Consider the following 17157-nt stretch of genomic DNA (forward strand, 5'->3'; position numbering starts at 1 on the left):
TGAAAGTATTATGGAGAAGGGGCCCGCACGTCCGTATCGGGGAGCGCGGTGCCGCCAGTCATGCATGAACGCGCCCGAACGGGGCACGTTGCAGGATTATCTTCACGTATTTTATCGGGCTTTCTGAAATACTGACAAAATATTTCCACGGCGCGATATTGCAGGCTGGGCACGATGGCGGGTGAAACTTTCCCCATGCGGGCCATGCGCCGGATGATGTAGTGGCAATACATGGGACGGCCAGTCCCGATCATGCGAATACGTCCCGCCGCGCGTTCACCCATGCCACCGTGCGGGCCGTGATGCGTTAGTCCTGCCAGGCCGGGCAAAATGCCGGGCGGCCGTAACAGGTAGGGTCCGCATGTCCAATGTAGGGCGCTTTGAGTTCATCCTGCTCCTGATCGTCCTTGTCGTGGGGCTGGAACTGGTTGCGCGCAAGGTCCGCCTGCCACCTGCCGCCGCCCTTGTGCTGGGGGGCATCGCCATTGCCCTGGTGCCCGGCGTGCCGGTTATCGGCATAGATCCCGACCTGGTGCTGATCGTGTTCCTGCCACCGCTTTTGCTGGCAGGGGCCTATTTTTCCGTCTGGCACGCGTTTCGTACGCATCTTGGGGGGATACTGCAGCTTGCAGTGGGCGGGGTTGCGTTCACCACCTTTGTGGTGGGGGTGGTCACGCACTGGCTGGTTCCCACCCTGCCATGGGCGGGGTGTCTCGTGCTGGGGGCGATCGTGGCCCCGCCCGATGCGGTGGCGGCCAAGGCCGTGCTCAAGCACGTGCACCTGCCCGAGCGGATCACGACCCTGCTGGAAGGGGAAAGCCTGCTGGATGACGCGGCAAGCCTGGTCATCTACCGTTTTGCGGCACTTGCGGTGCTGACCGGGGAATTCAGTCCCATCCATGCAGGCATGACGTTCGGGCTGCTTGCACTGGGCGGGCTGGTGCTGGGCGGCGGGCTGGGATGGGTATGGATCAGGCTGCTGGGGCGTGTGCACGACCGCATACTCAGCATTACCATGACGCTGCTGCTGCCATGGGTCGCCTATATCGGCGGCGAGATGGCCGGGGCCTCGGGGGTCATCACCACCGTGGTGGCGGGGCTGGTCCTGGGGTGGCGGCAGCATGATGTCTTCAGCGCCGATGAGCGCCTGCGCTGGGCAGCGGTGTGGGAAGTGCTGGTGTTCGTGCTGGAATCCCTGGTCTTTGTCCTGATCGGCATTTCGCTGCATGCAATCGTCCTGCGCCATATGGGCACGCCATGGGTGGAGCAGGACGTGTTCCGCCCGGTGGCGGGCATTGTCGCGGCCGTGCTGGTCTCGCGCTTTGCATGGATGTTCCTGACCGAGGGGCTGCGCGTTGCGTGGCTGCCCCCGCATTTACGGCCCGGCAGGAAGGATTTTTTCCGCTTTGTCGCCATAATGGGGTGGTGCGGTATGCGCGGTGTGGTCAGTCTTGCCATCGTGCTGGCGCTGCCTGCCGGCATGCCCGAGCGCGATGTCATGCAGATCGCGACGTTCGTGGTCATTCTGGTGACCGTGCTGGGACAGGGAACGACCATCGGCTGGGTCATCCACATGACCGGTGGCGAACGCGGGCGCGGACAGCACCACCATCACCTGTCCGTATCGCAGGCGCGCGCCCTGATTGCGCATGCGCAGGAACATGCCATGCGCCAGCAGGCATATGACCCGCAGGGCCAGCTGGTCCATGCCCGCCTGCTTGAGCAGTACGCGTACCGCGCCGAACTGGCCGAACGCTTCAGCCATGAACAGCAGGCCCTGCAGGGTAGGCAGGACGCGCATTACCGCGTACTTCTGGCCACCATACAGGCTGGCCGGGCCGAGCTGCTGCGCCTGCACCGCAGCGGTGAAATCCATGATGCGGTACTGCACCAGCTTGAACATGAGCTGGACCTGCAGCAGATGACAGCCGAGGGCGGCCTGATCTGATCCTACGCCACAGCCGCCGCCATGATATGCTCCAGCCAGTCCGCAAAGACCTGCAGGCGGTGCGACAGATGCTTGCGATGCGGGTAGAGCAGCGTCATGGGCAGGGGTTCGGCCCGCCAGCGTGGCATGACTTCCACCAGTTCACCCGCCTGGATATGGTGGCGCACATCATAGGCGGGCACCTGTATCAACCCCAGCCCCGCAAGGCAGCAGGCCACAAGGGCTTCGGCACTGTTGACGCTGACGCGGCCGGGGAGGCAGGTAGTGCGGGTCATGCCATCTTCCACCCATTCCCATTCTTCCACCCTGCCGGTGGTGGGGGAGGCATAGTGCACGGCCTCATGCCCGGTCAGGTCGGCAGGGCGGCGCGGCGTGCCCCGGCGGGCAAGATAGGCGGGGCTTGCCACGTTGATCAGCGCCAGTTCACCCATCCTGCGTGCGATCAGGCCGGAATCTTCCAGCGCGCCGACACGCAGCACGCAGTCAATCCCGTCCTCGACCAGGTTTACGGCCCGGTCGGTAACACCCAGTTCAATGCTGATTTCCGGGTAGCGCTGCAGGAAGGCGGGCAGGGCAGGGGCAACCAGCAGCCGACCGACCCGGCCGGGCATGTCGACACGCAGCAGACCGCGCGGGCCCGCGCTGTCGCGGCGGAACAGGGATTCCGCTTCTTCCATATCGGCGATCAGGCGCAGGCAGTGATCGTAGAAGGCCGCGCCATCGGGCGTCGGGGCGACCGAGCGCGTGGTGCGGGCCAGCAGGCGCGTGCCCAGGCGGTTCTCCAGTTCCTGAATGGCTGCGGAAACGGAGGACCGGGGCATCCCGAGCGTATCCGCCGCATGGGTAAAGCTTGCACTTTCCACCACGCGGGCGAAGACACGGAACAGGTCGATACGGTCCACTGCCTGAACTCCATTGCGGGCCATCTGTTCGTATTTTCTGACATGTGTTGTCAGGAAACCGGACTTTATACCGTAATTCTAACTGATAACCTGCCCCATAGAAAGGCGTTGTATGCGCCGGAACAGCATGAATGGAGGCACGACATGGCGGATCATGGCATAAAGGGCAAAACGGTACTGATCACGGGCGGGGCAAAGAACCTGGGTGGCCTGATTGCGCGCGATCTTGCGGCCCATGGTGCAAAAGCCATCGCCATTCACTACAACAGCGACGCGACCCGGCCCGAGGCCGAAGCGACCCTGGCGGCGGTGAAGGCCGCCGGGGCCGAAGCCATCGCCCTGCAGGCCGATCTTACGCATGACGGTGCGGTGGACCGCCTTTTTGCCGATACCGTCGCGGGCATCGGCCGGCCGGATATTGCGATCAATACGGTTGGCAAGGTGCTGAAGAAGCCGATTGCCGAGACGACAGAGGCCGAATATGACTCCATGTTCGCCATCAATACCCGCGTTGCGTATTTCTTCATCCGGGAGGCGGGCAGGCACCTGAACGACAATGGCAAGCTGCTCACGATCGTGACGTCGCTGCTGGGCGCCTATACGCCGTTCTATTCGACCTATGCCGGGTCAAAGGCGGCGGTGGAGCATTTTACCCGTGCGGCATCGAAGGAATTCGGGGCACGTGGCATTTCGGTCAACGCCATCGGTCCCGGCCCGATGGACACGCCCTTCTTCTACGGACAGGAAGCGCCTGACGCCGTGGCCTACCACAAATCGGCTGCGGCCCTGTCCGCCTTCAGCACGACGGGCCTGACCGAAATCGGGGATATCGCACCCTATGTCCGCTTTATCGTATCGGAAGGATGGTGGATGACCGGCCAGACCATTCTGGTCAATGGTGGCTATACCACCAAATGAATGCGCGCGGGCAGGCGGCGGCAACGCTTACTGGTAACCTGCCGCCTGCAGTTCGAACAGTTCCGCGTACCGTCCGCCATGGGCCACAAGCCGTGCGTGCGTGCCGGTTTCCAGCACCCGGCCGTGTTCAAGCACCACGATCCGGTCAGCCGTGCGCACGGTGGAGAAGCGGTGTGAAATCACCAGCGCCGCCTTGCCCTGCCGCAGCGCGCGCAGGCGTTCGAATACATCCGTTTCCGCCCGTGCATCCAGCGCGGAGGTGGGTTCATCGAGTATCAGCAGGTCGGCATCGCGCATATAGGCGCGGGAGATGGCAATCTTCTGCCATTCCCCGCCGGAGAGTTCGCGCCCGCCCGCGACCCGCTTGCCCAGTGGCTGGTCATAGCCCCGTGGCAGGCGGTCCACCACGTCCTCTGCCAGCCCTTCATGTGCCGCGGCGGTGATCCGCGCCGTGTCGGACAGGGCCTCGATCCGGCCGACGGCTATGTTTTCCGCCGCCGTCAGGCTGTAGCGGACAAAATCCTGAAAGATCACGCCGATATGCGCGCGCAGGTCCGCAAGGTCCATGTCGCGCAGGGATACGCCATCAACCGTGATCCGGCCTTCATCCGGTTCATAAAGCCGGGTCAGCAGCTTGACGATGGTTGTCTTGCCGGCCCCGTTCTCGCCCACCAGCGCCACGGTCTCGCCCGCGCCTATGGTCAGGTCGAGGTTACGGACCGCCCAGCACTCCGTGCCGGGATAGCGGAATCCCACGTTCTCGAAACGGATGCCGTGGCGGATGGGGGAGGGAAAGGGTATCGTGACGGCAGCGGACGTAATGGCCGGGCGCAGGTCGAGGAAGGCGAAAAAATCATCCAGGTACTGCGCCTGGCTGGCGGTCTGGGTAATGCCCATCAGCAGTTTGGACAGCATGGTGTGCAGGCGCAGGAATGAACCCGACAGGAAGGTCAGGTCACCGACCGAAAACCGCCCCCGCACCGTATCCCACACAATGACGACATAGACCGCGTAATAGGCAACCGACCCGATGGCGGCGAACAGCCCGCTCCAGACAAAGCGCCGCAGCGCCAGCCTGCGGTTCTGTTCCAGCACGGTCGTGGCGGCGGCGCGAAACCGGCCGACCAGGAAATCACCCAGTCCGAACAGCTTGAGTTCCTTGGCGTGTTCCGCGCTGGAACCGATATGGCGCAGGTATTCCATCTCCCGGCGTTCAGCGGTTTTTGCCCGTAGCAGGCGATAGCCCTCACCATTGAAATGGGCTTCCCCGGCGGTGGAAGGCAGCAGGGCAACCAGCAGCACCAGCACCATCCACGGCGCGAATGCCATGACCCCGATGGCAAGCGTGAGGGCGGTCAGGGCGATTTCGGCAATATTGAACAGCTGCACCAGCAGGTTGTTGCGGCCCGATGCCTGCCGCCGCGCGCGTTCAAGCAGGTCCTGCAGTTCGCTTGATTCAAACTGCTGCAGGTCGAGCGTCGCGGCATGGCCCATCAGGGCAAGGCTTACGTCATTTATGTACCGTTCATTCAGCAGTCCGTCGACCAGTGTCGTTGCGCGCGATGTCAGGTCAAATATGATGATGAGTACGAATTCGAGGGCAATCCAGCCTTCCAGCCGGATGGCCGGGCCATGCAGGCTCCATGTCAGCAGGGAGGCGGGTGGCGTGGGCTGGCTGCTGAGGCGGATGACTTCATCCACGATCAGCTTGCCCACATAAAGTGCAAGCGAGGGCTGGACCGCCTGCACCAGCCGCAATGCAATGCCGCCAACCATCAGGGCCGGGCTGCACCGCCATATCTGGCGGAACATGCGCGGGACATGGGCATACACCCCGAAGCGGTCCATCAGGCGGCTGCGCCAGGACGGGCGGGCGGAAGGCTGGCTGGCTTGTGTCACGAATTCTCCACTATGGTCTGCCCCGGTCGTGTGCAGGCTCGGGGCGCCATGCCGCCTCCAGCCCGGCCATGCGCCGGTCTGCGGCGTGGTCCATCATCTCCCCTGCCGTCAGTTATATCAATATGGGGCAGGGGCACGCATGTCTGCCGGTTCGGTTCATGATCGGGTGACGGCATCAGCGCAGGGGGCGTGTCGGCAGCTTTTATGACAGCACAGCGGACCTGACATAAAGAAAAGGGCATGCGTGGCGGCGCGCCAGGGGGCAGGCGTGGCCAGGATCAGGGATGGATCAGCCCCAGACAGGTCGCCTTCACCGCCGCCTGCACGCGGTTATGGCAGCCCAGCTTGTGCAGCGCGTTCTTGAGATGGAATTTTATGGTGTTTTCACTAATGGCCAGAATATGCCCGATTTCCGTCGTGTCCCGGCCCTGCGCCACCCGCAGCAGGCATTCGCATTCGCGTTTTGTCAGCATCATGCCACCCCCCGCCCGTGCATGGTCGGCGGTAAGCTGGCAATAGCGGTGATGGAACTGGTTGGTGGCAAGCTGGATGGCCATCTGCTGGCGCCCGTCAATCCGTGCATCGGGCGAGGCAACGCTGACCAGCAGCAGTGTTGCGGGATTGATGTGAAGGGGCACGGCATAGCCGCTCCTGAACCCGAGGTCACGGAATTCACGCAGCATGGTGTCCTGCCGCCTGCTTTCGATACGGGCGTCCTTCCAGTCATAAGGCCGCAGCCCGTGACGCTGCGGGTCGATGATCGGGTCGATATGATGATAATGCTGCGAGACATAGTATTCGACCCAGTGGGCCGGATAGGTCGTGTCAATCAGGTAGCGTTGCGAAAGGTCCGTCCTGTGGATCGTGCCCATGCTGTAGGCATGGGGGCCCAGGCGGGAGATGAGCGAGCCGAAGGCGCTGACAAGCCCCTGCTGGTCGGGGGCGTTGCGTATATCTTCCGCAAGGTCAAAAATATCCGCATAAAGCCGTGGCATCATGAATGGTGTGTCCCGCCGCGGCACAGGCATGGCTGGCATCTGCTCCCGCCTGATGAAGGCATGGTCCGTTGCATCGTATAAGGCATATCATAAATACATTTTATCCATGATGCCAATACGTCGCGAACCGTTTCACGCCAGCGGGGCGCAGGAGGCTACGGTTTCGTATCGCCCTTGGGGGAAGCTGGCAGGGGTAGGCCCAGATGGTGGGTGCCCCTGCGTTCGGCAAGCTGGATCTGGCGTTCACGTTCGGCATAGCGCTGGCGCTGGGTTTCGGTTCTCTCGCCCCGGCAGTGGGGGCAGCTTACGCCTTCTTCATAATCGGGGCCTGCGCGCTCGGCGGCGGACAGGGGGGTGCGGCAGGCGTGGCATATGGCGAACGTACCGGGTTTCAGACCGTGGCCCACGCTTACGCGTTGATCGAACACGAAGCATTCCCCGTCCCACAGGCTCTGGGGTTCGGGCACGGTTTCCAGATATTTCAGGATGCCGCCCTGCAGGTGAAAGACATCCTCCACCCCTTCGGCACGGACAAAGGCGGTGGCCTTCTCGCACCGGATGCCACCGGTGCAGAACATTGCGATTTTCGGTTTGCGCCCTTCCTGCACAAGTGCTTCGCGCCGGTCACGAAACCATTGCGGAAATTCACGGAAGCTGCTGGTGCCCGGATCAATGGCGCCACGGAACGTGCCGATCGCCACCTCGTAATCATTGCGCGTATCGATCACGATCGTATCGGGATCGGAAATCAGGGCGTTCCAGTCCTCGGGGGGCACGTAGTGGCCCACGTCGCGCCGTGGGTCCAGCCCCGTAACACCCATGGTCACGATCTCACGCTTGATGCGGACCTTCATGCGGTGAAAGGGCAGGGCGGGTGCGCGGGAATATTTCACGTCCAGCCCGGCGCAGCCCGGCAGCGCGCGGATGACGGCCAGAATCTGGCCGATGGCGTCGTCGCTTCCGGCAATGGTGCCGTTTATCCCTTCCCGCGCGACAAGCAGGATGCCGCGTATGCCAAGTTCGTGGCAGGCCTCCAGCAGCCTTTCGCGCACCGCCGCGCAGTCCTCAAAAGGCGTGAAGTGGTAGAGTGCCGCCACACAGACGGGCAGCGCGCCTGCGGGTGGGGAGACAGCAGTGGGAGAAGGATGATCTGTCACGATGGCAACCATGCACGCAAGAAGACCACATGCGAGCGGCCCGGCTGTGACTCCGTGGCCCGCATGCGGACAGGATAAGCCCGGCGGGCCGGGCAGGCAGTCATGCACCCATAACGGAATTCCGGGTCAATTGCACGATGGCAGGCGCATGGGGCGGGCCGGGGTACTGCAATTGGGGGCGGGACGTGTTTATATCCCAGCCCCATATCCACCTGAACATGCAGGGGCCAGCCCGTGACCGTGACACTCTATCATAACCGTGCCTGCGGCACATCGCGCAACGTGCTGGCCATGATCCGCGCCGCCGGAATCGAACCGGTTGTGGTGGAATACCTCAGGACACCCCCCACCCGGGCGGAACTGGACATACTGGCGGCCCGGCTGGTGGTGCCGGTGCGCGACCTGCTGCGGCAACGTGGCACACCCTATGCGGAGCTTGGGCTGGATGATCCGACCCTGACGGATGCGGAGATACTGGATGCCATCGCCGCCCATCCCGTCCTGCTCAACCGGCCCGTGGTCATGACCGATCAGGCGGCGCGTCCCTGTCGCCCGGTCGACACACTTCTTGAAATCCTGCCACAGGCCAGCATCGCCACGCCATGAACACCCCCCCATGCGGCCCGATGGTCATCATCATTGCCAACCCCACCGCCGGCCGGGGGGACGGGGGACGTGTCGCGCGGTTTGCAGACGATCTGCACCGTGCGGGCATGCGGTCCGTTGTCATGCATACGATGTGCAGGGGGCATGCGACCGTGCTGGCGCGCGATGCCGTGCGCGCGGGCACGTGCACCCATATCGTGGCTGCTGGCGGCGACGGCACCGTGGCGGAAGTGGCGGAAGGGGTGGCGGGTTCGGACATCGTCCTGGGTATCCTGCCCGTTGGCACGGCCAATGTGCTTGCCAGCGAACTGGGTATTCCATCCGATGCCGCCCGCAATGCCCGCGCCATTGCCGCGGGGGCATGTACCGTTATCTGGCCCGGCAGGCTCCGTTCCAGCACGGGTGTGTCGCTGTTCGTGCAGATGGTGGGTGTGGGGTTCGACGCGCATGTGGTCCATGCCGTGTCGCTCCAGCTGAAAAGGGCGCTGGGCCGCCTGGCCTATGTGTATACGACCCTGCGCGGCCTGCTGGCCTATCCGTTTATGACCATGGAGGTGAGCGTGGATGGCGTGGTCCATCCGGCGGCTTCGGTCATCATATCCAAGGGCAGGCTGTACGGCGGGAAATATGTGCTGACGCCCCATTCCATGCATGAGCGTACCGGCTTTTCTGTCGTGCTGTTTGGCAGGGCGGGTGTGTGGGCCAGCCTGCGCTATGGCGTGGCGCTGCTGCGCGGCAGGCTGTCCGGCCAGGCAGATGTCACGATCCTGACGGGCAGTACGGTCGTGGTCGCTACCCCTGCCGGCCTGCCGGTTCAGGCCGATGGCGATGCCTGCGGCCGGACCCCCCTGCATGTGGACCTGCCCGGGCGGGCGCTGCGTATTGCGGTCTAGGCGCGGATAAACGCCTTTACCTTTCATGTCCGGCCCGGATCGGTATCACGAACCTGCACCGGCGCGCCGTGCGGATTACGTCCGTGCGCATTCACCACGGTGGGCACACCGCAACGTACCCGTCGTGTCGGGTACGTTGCGTGGGCTTTACCCACTGTTCCGGCAGGCAGGCTGCATGCCGGAAGGATGCAGGTTCAGGGGGTGAACACGATGGTTTTGTTACCGTTCATGATGGCGCGGCGTTCGATATGGAACCTTACGGCGCGGGCCAGCACGCGGCGCTCGATATCGCGGCCCTTGCGGATCAGGTCATCGGGTGAATCCGCGTGCGAAATGCGCTCCACGTCCTGTTCGATGATCGGGCCTTCGTCAAGGTCGCTGGTCACGTAATGGGCCGTCGCCCCGATCAGTTTCACGCCGCGGCTGAAAGCCTGGTGGTAGGGGCGCGCGCCCTTGAAGCCAGGCAGGAAGGAATGGTGGATGTTGATGCAGCGCCCGCTGAGCCGTGCCGCCATCTCGTTGGAGAGAACCTGCATGTAGCGGGCCAGCACCGCAAGCTGCGCGCCGCTGTGGTTAAAGACGGACCAGATCTTTTCTTCCTGTTCGGCCTTTGTCTGTTTCGTGACAGGAAAGTAATGAAACGGGATGTCATAGAAATCCACATCCGCCAGGGCTTCGCGCGGGTGGTTGGAAATGATGCCGACCGGGTCGATCCGCAGTTCGCCAATACGCCAGCGGTACAGCAGGTCAACCAGGCAGTGGTCGAAACGTGAGACCAGCAGGAGTACCTTCGGGCGGTGCCGCGTATCCGTCAGCGTCCATGTCATGGAGAAGGTTTTGGCCAGCGCGGTGAACTGCGTGCGCAGGACATGGTCATGATCATCCGCGGGCGCGATCTCGAAGACGATCCGCATGAAGAACTGGTTGCTGTCCGTATCATCGAACTGCTGGGCTTCGGTTATGTTGGCACCAAGTTCATAAAGTTTCTGGCTGATGGCGGCCACGATTCCGGGCCGGTTCGGACAGCTGAGCGTGAGAATGAAAATGGCTGGAGCAGAAATCTGACTAGTCATGCAATGAAGGGTCCACTTGTGGAATGCCACCGGACATGGCGACGCTGAGTTCATGATGCAGGCTTCTGGCCTGGCTGCGAAAGACCAGAAATTCGTAGCGCGGGGTCGCATCGACCTGCCGCAGGGTGACAGGAATATGTCCGGCAAGCGTAACGGCGACATGCCCCGGCGTAAAGACGCGCGGATGAAGATCGACCGCCACCAGCTTCGCTGCGACGGCGTCCGCTCCGCGACCGCTGAGTTCAAGGGCGATCCGGCTGTCAGTCTGGCTGGTGATTGCGGCAAGCCCCGTGCAGGGTGAAAGCCGTGCGGACAGGCCAGCGCATGGTGGTCCCCTGACAAGCCATTGCGAAGGGCCGGCCCACTGGAAAAGGAGGCCTTCGGCATTTTCCACGCAACGGGGAACGTGGGGCAGCGCCACCCCGAATTCCGCCTGCATGAAGGTCCGCAGCGCGTCTTCCCGCCCACGCAGCGGGGCAAGGCCGATACTGTCGCGCGCCACTCCGGCCCCAAGCGTGAGACCATGAATGACAAGTGGCCGGAATGGCACCGGGTGACGGGGCTGAAGGGTTTCAGGCATGCAGCCGTTCTCCATCAGGATCGACAAAGACGGGGGAGACAACGCGTGCCGCCGTAACACTGTCGCCCAGCGGGTTGTGTATCATGACCGTCTCGCCCAGCCGCGCCGGCCCGTTGGAGAGAAACCCCAGCGCAATCCAGCGTCCGATCGTGGGAGACCATGCGGCCGAGGAAACCCAGCCCTGGTCATGGCTGGCACGGGCCGGTGCCCCATGGAGAAGCAGGTGCCCCCCGGCCACAGGTTCGTCCCGCCCATCAAGGGGCAGCAGCCCGACAAGGGTCGGCCGCGCGGCATCGTTCAGCGCCGGGCGCGTGGCCATGACGCGGCCGATGAAGTCCTTTGTGGTCGAAAGCATCCGCCTCATGCCCAGATCATGCGCCGTTGTCTGGCCATTGAGTTCAGGCCCGGCCGGATGGCCCTTTTCAATACGCATGACCCCCATTGCTTCCGTGCCATAGGGCGTGATGCCGTATGGCGCACCGACCTTCATGAGCAGCCGGGCCAGTGCATCCCCATGGCGCGCGGGTACGGCCAGTTCATAGGCCAGTTCGCCGGAGAAGGAGAGGCGGAATAGCCGTGCCGTCACGCCACCACAGATGGTGATGGCAGCCGCCGCCATGTAGCCGAATGCCGCATTGGACAGGTCAATGCCTTCATCCACCAAATGCCGCAATACATCACGCGATCTCGGTCCGGCTATGGCAAGCTGCGCCCATTCATCCGTTACCGGCATGAGTCGGACATCCAGTTCCGGCCACAGCCACTGGTGGCAGAATTCCAGATGCTGCATGACGCTGCCAGCATTGGCGGTGGTTGTTGTCATGACATAATGGGTCTCACCCAGCCGGGCGGTGGTCCCGTCATCATGGGCGAAACCGTCCTCGCGCAGCATCAGGCCGTACCGCGCCCGACCCACCGGCAGCCCACGCCATGCGTTGACATAGACACGTTCAAGGAATGTCGCCGCATCCGGCCCCTGTATATCTATCTTGCCCAGTGTCGACACATCGCAAAAACCGACAGCCGTGCGCACGGTGCGCACCTCGCGATTGACGGTGTCCCGCCAGTGCGTCTCTCCCGCGCGGGGAAACCACCGGGCGCGATGCCACAGCCCACTGGTGCCAAGGACCGCACCCTGCTCCACCGCCCATTCATGGGTGGGGGGCAGGCGGTCCGGCCGGAAAGACCTGCCGCGATACATGCCGCCCAGCGCACCAAGGGCGACCGGCTGCACGGGCGGGCGGAACATGGTGGTGCCGGTCCGGGCAATGCTGCGTCCCGTCTGTTCCGCCATCTGCGCCAGGGCATTGACGTTGGCCGTCCTGCCCTGATCCGTCGCCATGCCGAGTGTGGTATAGCGCTTGAGATGCTCGACGGAGCGGAACCCCTCCAGCGCCGCCTGCCGGACATCCCTTGCCGTGACATCATTCTGGAAATCGATGAAGGCCCTGCCCGTTCTGGCCGGGCGGTCAGATGGCAGGGCATGCCATAGCGGCATGATGCCGTAGCTTTCCTCGGGTGCGGCGGGCAGGTCGGGGGGGACGGCGGCAAACCCGCAGGCCGTTGCCGCGTCATTGCCGCGTGCCGCGCCCTCGCGCAGGGCAGCGGCAGTCGTGAAGGTGCCGTTCGCCACGCCCGCAACCGTCATGCCGGGGGGAAGCCGTGCCGGAATGAACGCGCACAGGCTCTCGTCATAGGCCGGCTTCGCACCATGATGCGCTGTCAGCCCCAGTTCGGGATTCCAGCCACCCGACATGGCGAGAAGGTCACACGCGACCTTCCGCATCCGGCCGGAGCGCTCACGGATGCTGGCTCCCCGCAGGCGCAGGTGCCCCACCGTATCGGCCACGGCGCCGCCGGCGAACAGCGCCGCCCCGGTCAGTCGCGCCATGTCGCGGGCCACCGGCGTTTCCCCCGTGCGGGAATCAATGATCGCGACAACGGATGTCCCGGCATGATGCAGGTCGGATGCGGTGCGCAGGCCATCATCATTATTGGCATAGACAATGGCGCGCCGCCCCGGCCTGACCCCGAACCGGTTGATATAGCACCGCACCGCACCCGCCAGCATGATGCCAGGCCGGTCATTGCCGGCGAATACGACGGGACGTTCGACGCCGCCCGTGGCGACCACGCAACGCCGGGCCACGATCCGCCACAGCCGCTGGCGCGGCTGGTCTGGCGCGGGAACAGGAATATGGTCGGCCACACGCTCGATTGCGCCATAGGTACCGCCATCATAGGTACCGAACACGCAGGTACGGGTCATGACCCGCACTTCGGGCATCTGGCGCAGGGCCTGCCACGCCTGTTCCGCCCATTGCCAGCCGGGCTGGCCGTCCAGTTCGGTCCGGTCCGCGCGCAGGCGGCCGCCGGGCAGGCTGTCCTGCTCGCATACCAGCACGCGTGCGCCCGAACGCCCGGCCGCCAGCGCCGCCGCCAGCCCGGCAGGGCCGCTGCCCACCACCAGGACATCGCAGAAGGTTGTGATTTTTTCGTATCTGTCGGGATCGGCCTGCTCCGCCGCCCGCCCCAGCCCGGCGGCACGGCGGATAAGGGGTTCGTAAACCTTTTCCCAGAAGCAGGCGGGCCACATGAAGGTCTTGTAGTAGAAACCCGCACCCAGTACCGGCGAAAGCAGGCCGTTCATGCCCAGCATGTCCATGTATAGCGACGGCCAGCGGTTCTGGCTGGTCGCCTCCAGCCCGTCGAACACTTCCGTAACCGTCGCACGGCTGTTGGGTTCACGCCGCGCGCCGCTGCGCAGTTGCATCAGGGCATTGGGTTCTTCCGGGCCTGCCGACAGGATGCCGCGCGGGCGATGGTATTTGAACGACCGCCCGGCCAGATGCCGCCCGCTGGCCAGCATGGCCGATGCCAGCGTATCCCCCGGATGGGCGGCATGGCGCCTGCCATCCAGCGTGAAGTGGATGGTGCGGCTGGTATCCACGCCATTCCCCCCCGTCGTACGCATGGGCCCCGAACCGTCACGCGCGGGGCGGCCAGGGGAAAGCCTTGTGCGCAGCAGCTTCATGATCCGGTATCCTTGGCGGACGCGCGGGCGACATCGGCGGCCCGGACCACGCCCGAAATCTCGTGTGTGCGGGTGTTGCGGCGGACGACAAGCCAGCAATGGCAGCCCGCGGCGTGGTACCACAGTTCATGATGCCATCCGTCGGGATTGTCGCGCATGTAGGTGTAGTCCACCCATTCCCGTGCGCTGGCGGCAGGATCGGGGCGGCGGACGGTCGCATCCCCGCGATAGATGAATTCTTCCAAGCCGCGCGGTCCGCAGCAGGGGCAGTTCAGACGCATCGGAACCTCAGTGCAGGTTGGGCTGCGCGCCCATGCCTTTTTCATCAATCACCGCGCCACGGCCAAAGCGGTCCAGCCTGTAGGCTGTCGCGACCGGATGTGGCGCGTCACGCGCGATAAGGTGGGCGAAACACAGGCCGGATGCAGGCGTGGCCTTGAAGCCGCCATAGCACCAGCCCGCATTGAGATAGAGTGCGTCAACCGGTGTCCGGTCGATGATGGGGCTGCCATCCATCGTCATGTCCATCAGACCGCCCCAGTGGCGCAGCAGCCGCACGCGGCCAATGCGGGGCATGAGCGCCATGCCGCTTTCGCACACATCCTCGATAACCGGCATGTTTCCGCGCTGGGCAAAGGAATTGTAGCCGTCAATATCACCGCCAAACACCAGTCCGCCCTTGTCTGACTGACTGATGTAGAAGTGGCCCGCGCCAAAGGTCACCACGCAGTCGATGAATGGCTTGAGCCCCTCGCTCACGAATGCCTGCAGCACATGGCTTTCCATTGGCAGGCGCAGCCCGGCCATGGCGGCCACGCGCGATGAATTGCCTGCGCAGGCAAGGCCCACCTTGCCCGCGCCGATAAAGCCACGCGTTGTCTCGACACCGACAGCCCGCCCGTTTTTCATGCGGATGCCGGTTACCTCGCAGTTCTGGATGATGTCCACGCCCAGTCGGTCGGCCGCGCGGGCATAGCCCCAGGCCACGGCATCGTGGCGGACCGTGCCGCCGCGCTTTTGCAGCAGCCCGCCCTGTACGGGAAAGCGGGCGTTCTCGTGATCGAGAAAGGGCAGCCTGCGCCGTACGGCTCCGGCATCCAGAAGCTGCGCGTCCACGCCGTGCAGGCGCATGGCGTTGCCCCGGCGGATATAGGCGTTGCGCTGCGCATCGCTATGGAAAAGGTTGAGCACCCCGCGCTGGCTGACCATTGCGTTGTAGTTGATGTCCTGCTCAAGCCCCTCCCACAGTTTCAGGGAACATTCATAGAAGGGCACGTTGCCCGCCAGCAGGTAGTTTGAACGGATGATGGTGGTATTGCGGCCAATATTGCCATTGCCGATCCAGCCTTTCTCCACCACCGCAACACGTTTCACCCCGTAGCGTCGCGCCAGGTAGTACGCCGTGGCCAGGCCATGGCCGCCCCCGCCCGCGATCACGACATCATAGGCGGGCTGTGGCTGCGCGTCGCGCCATGCCGGCTTCCAGCCCGCCTGGCCACGCAGCGCTTCCCGCAGAAGGGAAAGTATGGAGTAGCGACTGCCCTGCATCACGAAATCTTCAATCCGTTACGGGAATGCATGCTAGGCATGGTTCGTGCTGGAGACATTATAAATTTTACTTATGGTATGGTGCGATGCCGCTTCCCGAACCGCCGTTTGACCTGTCGGCCCTCACATGAGGAGTTTCACGTCAATGGCCACTTTCACTGCGAGATCATTTTTTCTTCTCCGTGTTTTGGATCCATGGTCTGAGCCTGTTTAACGACTACCGGCGCGATGCCGCACCTGTAGAACCTCACATCCGGTCGCCGCTCGCGCGCGGCAGCACCACTATCCCGCATTCGGGGCAAAGGCTCAGGAGAACGGGACCATTCTGAAAGGTCGGCATTGCAAGCCATGGGGCCGATCGGTCCGTTCACCTGGATCCACAGGACTGATCAGGTCCTGGGGATGGGGTTTATGTCTGTGGTGTTTCCATCAGCGGGACGCCGGATGCGCGCCATCGATAACGACACCACTCGTGACATATTTCCAGAGCGCAACAAGAAGCTTGCGGGCCAGGGCAACGATCGCCGTTTTGCGGCTCCGGTTACTTCTTGCGCCCACGTGTTCATGGAACCACTGCGCCAGCGCGGTGTCAGGCTGGTAGCGGAGCCACAGCCAGGCAAGCTGGATCATGGCCGTGCGCAGGCGCGGATTACCGGATTTCGAGACGCCTTGTTCACGGTCGATCGATCCGCTTTTCCACGGCGAAGGCGCCAGACCGGCATAAGCCGCGACCTGCCGCCTGTTGTCGAAATGCCGGAACAGTCCTTCCTGCGTCAGAACGGTGGCAAACTCGGCGCCAATCCCTCTGAGACCCTGCAACAGGACAACTGGCGAACATTGATTGTTGTCATTCACTTTTGCCAATTCGTCCCGTTCGCTCTCAACCATTTTAATCTGTTCCATGAGAAGTTCGATGCGGTCCAGTTCTCGTCCGATCTGCGCCTTGAGATGCTTCGGCAAGGGATGACCATCGCCCGTTCGCAACTCGTCGAGACAGGCACGCCGATCCCGTCGCAGCGGCCGGTAACCTCGAATGCCCTGGCTCAGCAGCAGGCCCTGGACGCGGTTGATATGCCGCGTGCGCTCGCCCACCAGAACCTTACGCTCCCGACTGAGACGTCGGCGGTCTTCCTCTTCCCGTGATGGAGGGCGGACCATTGAGCAGACCCGTGCCTCTCCGCGTTTGAACGCCAGCAGCGTACGGACCAGCATCTCCCCGTCGATACGATCCGTCTTTGCACGCCGGTGCTTGCGGGGAACTGCGATCGACGCCGCATCGACGACATGGCTCTCGATCCAGTCCTCCTGCTTCAAGGCTCTATCGATCCAGAATCCATCCAATCCGGCTTCCTGAATCACCACAAGCGGAAAAAGTCTTCCTTCCCGAGCGCGGGCCTTGTCACGAAGACTAGTGAAACAGCCGAACAGGCCCGCAATATCGCCACCTTGAACCGAGTGGCGCGACATCTTCTCGCTTCCGGGTGAGAGCGATGTGACCAGCCAACTCGATTTTCCAAGTTCCAGTGAAACGAAGATCGCGCCAAGATCAACGCGGATAGCGACCGGGGTCGTGGGATGATCAGATGCCTCGAGCATGGTTC

At 63.5% G+C, this 17157-nt stretch carries 14 protein-coding genes; 4 read left to right on the forward strand and 10 right to left on the reverse strand.

Translation table 11 applies throughout. The features are described 5' to 3' along the window. The first annotated feature begins 361 nt into the window (after positions 1–361). Entirely contained in the window at positions 362–1948 is a 1587-nt protein-coding gene (locus LDL32_RS00975) for a sodium:proton antiporter (protein WP_233063916.1), read from the forward strand. Positions 1949–1950: 2 nt separating this feature from the next. On the opposite strand, the gene LDL32_RS00980 is transcribed toward LDL32_RS00975, so the two are convergent. After that, positions 1951–2850 (reverse strand): LysR family transcriptional regulator, encoded by a 900-nt coding sequence (locus LDL32_RS00980; RefSeq protein ID WP_233068627.1) that lies wholly within the window; start codon positions 2848–2850, stop codon positions 1951–1953. Positions 2851–2994: 144 nt separating this feature from the next. Between LDL32_RS00980 and LDL32_RS00985 the strand changes: the two genes are divergently transcribed. Next, positions 2995–3768 carry an SDR family oxidoreductase gene (locus LDL32_RS00985; RefSeq protein WP_233063917.1) on the forward strand — a complete coding sequence of 258 codons (774 nt, stop codon included), beginning with the start codon at positions 2995–2997 and terminating at the stop codon, positions 3766–3768. A gap of 27 nt (positions 3769–3795) precedes the next feature. On the opposite strand, the gene LDL32_RS00990 is transcribed toward LDL32_RS00985, so the two are convergent. The 3 genes from LDL32_RS00990 to LDL32_RS01000 all read right to left on the reverse strand — a co-directional run bounded on the left by LDL32_RS00990 (position 3796) and on the right by LDL32_RS01000 (position 7834). Beyond that, positions 3796–5616, reverse strand: a complete 1821-nt coding sequence (locus LDL32_RS00990; RefSeq protein ID WP_233068628.1) for an ABC transporter ATP-binding protein — start codon at positions 5614–5616, stop codon at positions 3796–3798. Between the two features lie 329 nt (positions 5617–5945). Beyond that, positions 5946–6665, reverse strand: a complete 720-nt coding sequence (locus LDL32_RS00995; RefSeq protein WP_233063920.1) for an autoinducer binding domain-containing protein — start codon at positions 6663–6665, stop codon at positions 5946–5948. Positions 6666–6820: 155 nt separating this feature from the next. After that, the gene (locus tag LDL32_RS01000) at positions 6821–7834 is read right to left on the reverse strand and encodes a rhodanese-related sulfurtransferase (protein ID WP_233063921.1); all 1014 of its coding nucleotides are present in this window, start codon (positions 7832–7834) and stop codon (positions 6821–6823) included. A 222-nt stretch (positions 7835–8056) separates the two neighbouring features. On the opposite strand from LDL32_RS01000, the gene arsC reads away from it, so the two are divergent. After that, positions 8057–8428, forward strand: a complete 372-nt coding sequence (gene arsC / locus LDL32_RS01005) for an arsenate reductase (glutaredoxin) (RefSeq protein ID WP_233063923.1) — start codon at positions 8057–8059, stop codon at positions 8426–8428. Beyond that, on the forward strand, positions 8425–9321 hold the full coding sequence (locus LDL32_RS01010) for a diacylglycerol kinase family protein (RefSeq protein WP_233063924.1): 897 nt from the start codon (positions 8425–8427) through the stop codon (positions 9319–9321). Before arsC ends, LDL32_RS01010 begins: the two co-directional genes overlap by 4 nt. A gap of 194 nt (positions 9322–9515) precedes the next feature. Here the strand turns inward: LDL32_RS01010 and purU are convergent, their stop codons facing one another. The 6 genes from purU to LDL32_RS01040 form a co-directional block, all read right to left on the reverse strand. Beyond that, positions 9516–10394: a formyltetrahydrofolate deformylase gene (gene purU, locus LDL32_RS01015; RefSeq protein WP_233063925.1), complete on the reverse strand. Its 879-nt coding sequence runs from the start codon at positions 10392–10394 to the stop codon at positions 9516–9518. Then, on the reverse strand, positions 10387–10974 hold the full coding sequence (locus LDL32_RS01020) for a sarcosine oxidase subunit gamma (protein ID WP_233063926.1): 588 nt from the start codon (positions 10972–10974) through the stop codon (positions 10387–10389). The genes purU and LDL32_RS01020 overlap by 8 nt, the downstream gene beginning before the upstream one ends. Beyond that, on the reverse strand, positions 10967–14008 hold the full coding sequence (locus tag LDL32_RS01025; protein ID WP_233063928.1) for a sarcosine oxidase subunit alpha family protein: 3042 nt from the start codon (positions 14006–14008) through the stop codon (positions 10967–10969). Before LDL32_RS01025 ends, LDL32_RS01020 begins: the two co-directional genes overlap by 8 nt. After that, positions 14005–14334 (reverse strand): sarcosine oxidase subunit delta, encoded by a 330-nt coding sequence (locus tag LDL32_RS01030; RefSeq protein ID WP_370636617.1) that lies wholly within the window; start codon positions 14332–14334, stop codon positions 14005–14007. The genes LDL32_RS01025 and LDL32_RS01030 overlap by 4 nt, the downstream gene beginning before the upstream one ends. Beyond that, positions 14297–15556, reverse strand: a complete 1260-nt coding sequence (locus LDL32_RS01035; protein ID WP_233068629.1) for a sarcosine oxidase subunit beta family protein — start codon at positions 15554–15556, stop codon at positions 14297–14299. Before LDL32_RS01035 ends, LDL32_RS01030 begins: the two co-directional genes overlap by 38 nt. A gap of 429 nt (positions 15557–15985) precedes the next feature. Further along, positions 15986–17152: an IS110 family transposase gene (locus LDL32_RS01040; protein ID WP_051672012.1), complete on the reverse strand. Its 1167-nt coding sequence runs from the start codon at positions 17150–17152 to the stop codon at positions 15986–15988. Between the last annotated feature and the right edge of the window lie 5 nt (positions 17153–17157).

Origin of the sequence: Komagataeibacter sp. FNDCF1, assembly GCF_021295335.1 — a bacterium.
Lineage (GTDB): Bacteria > Pseudomonadota > Alphaproteobacteria > Acetobacterales > Acetobacteraceae > Komagataeibacter.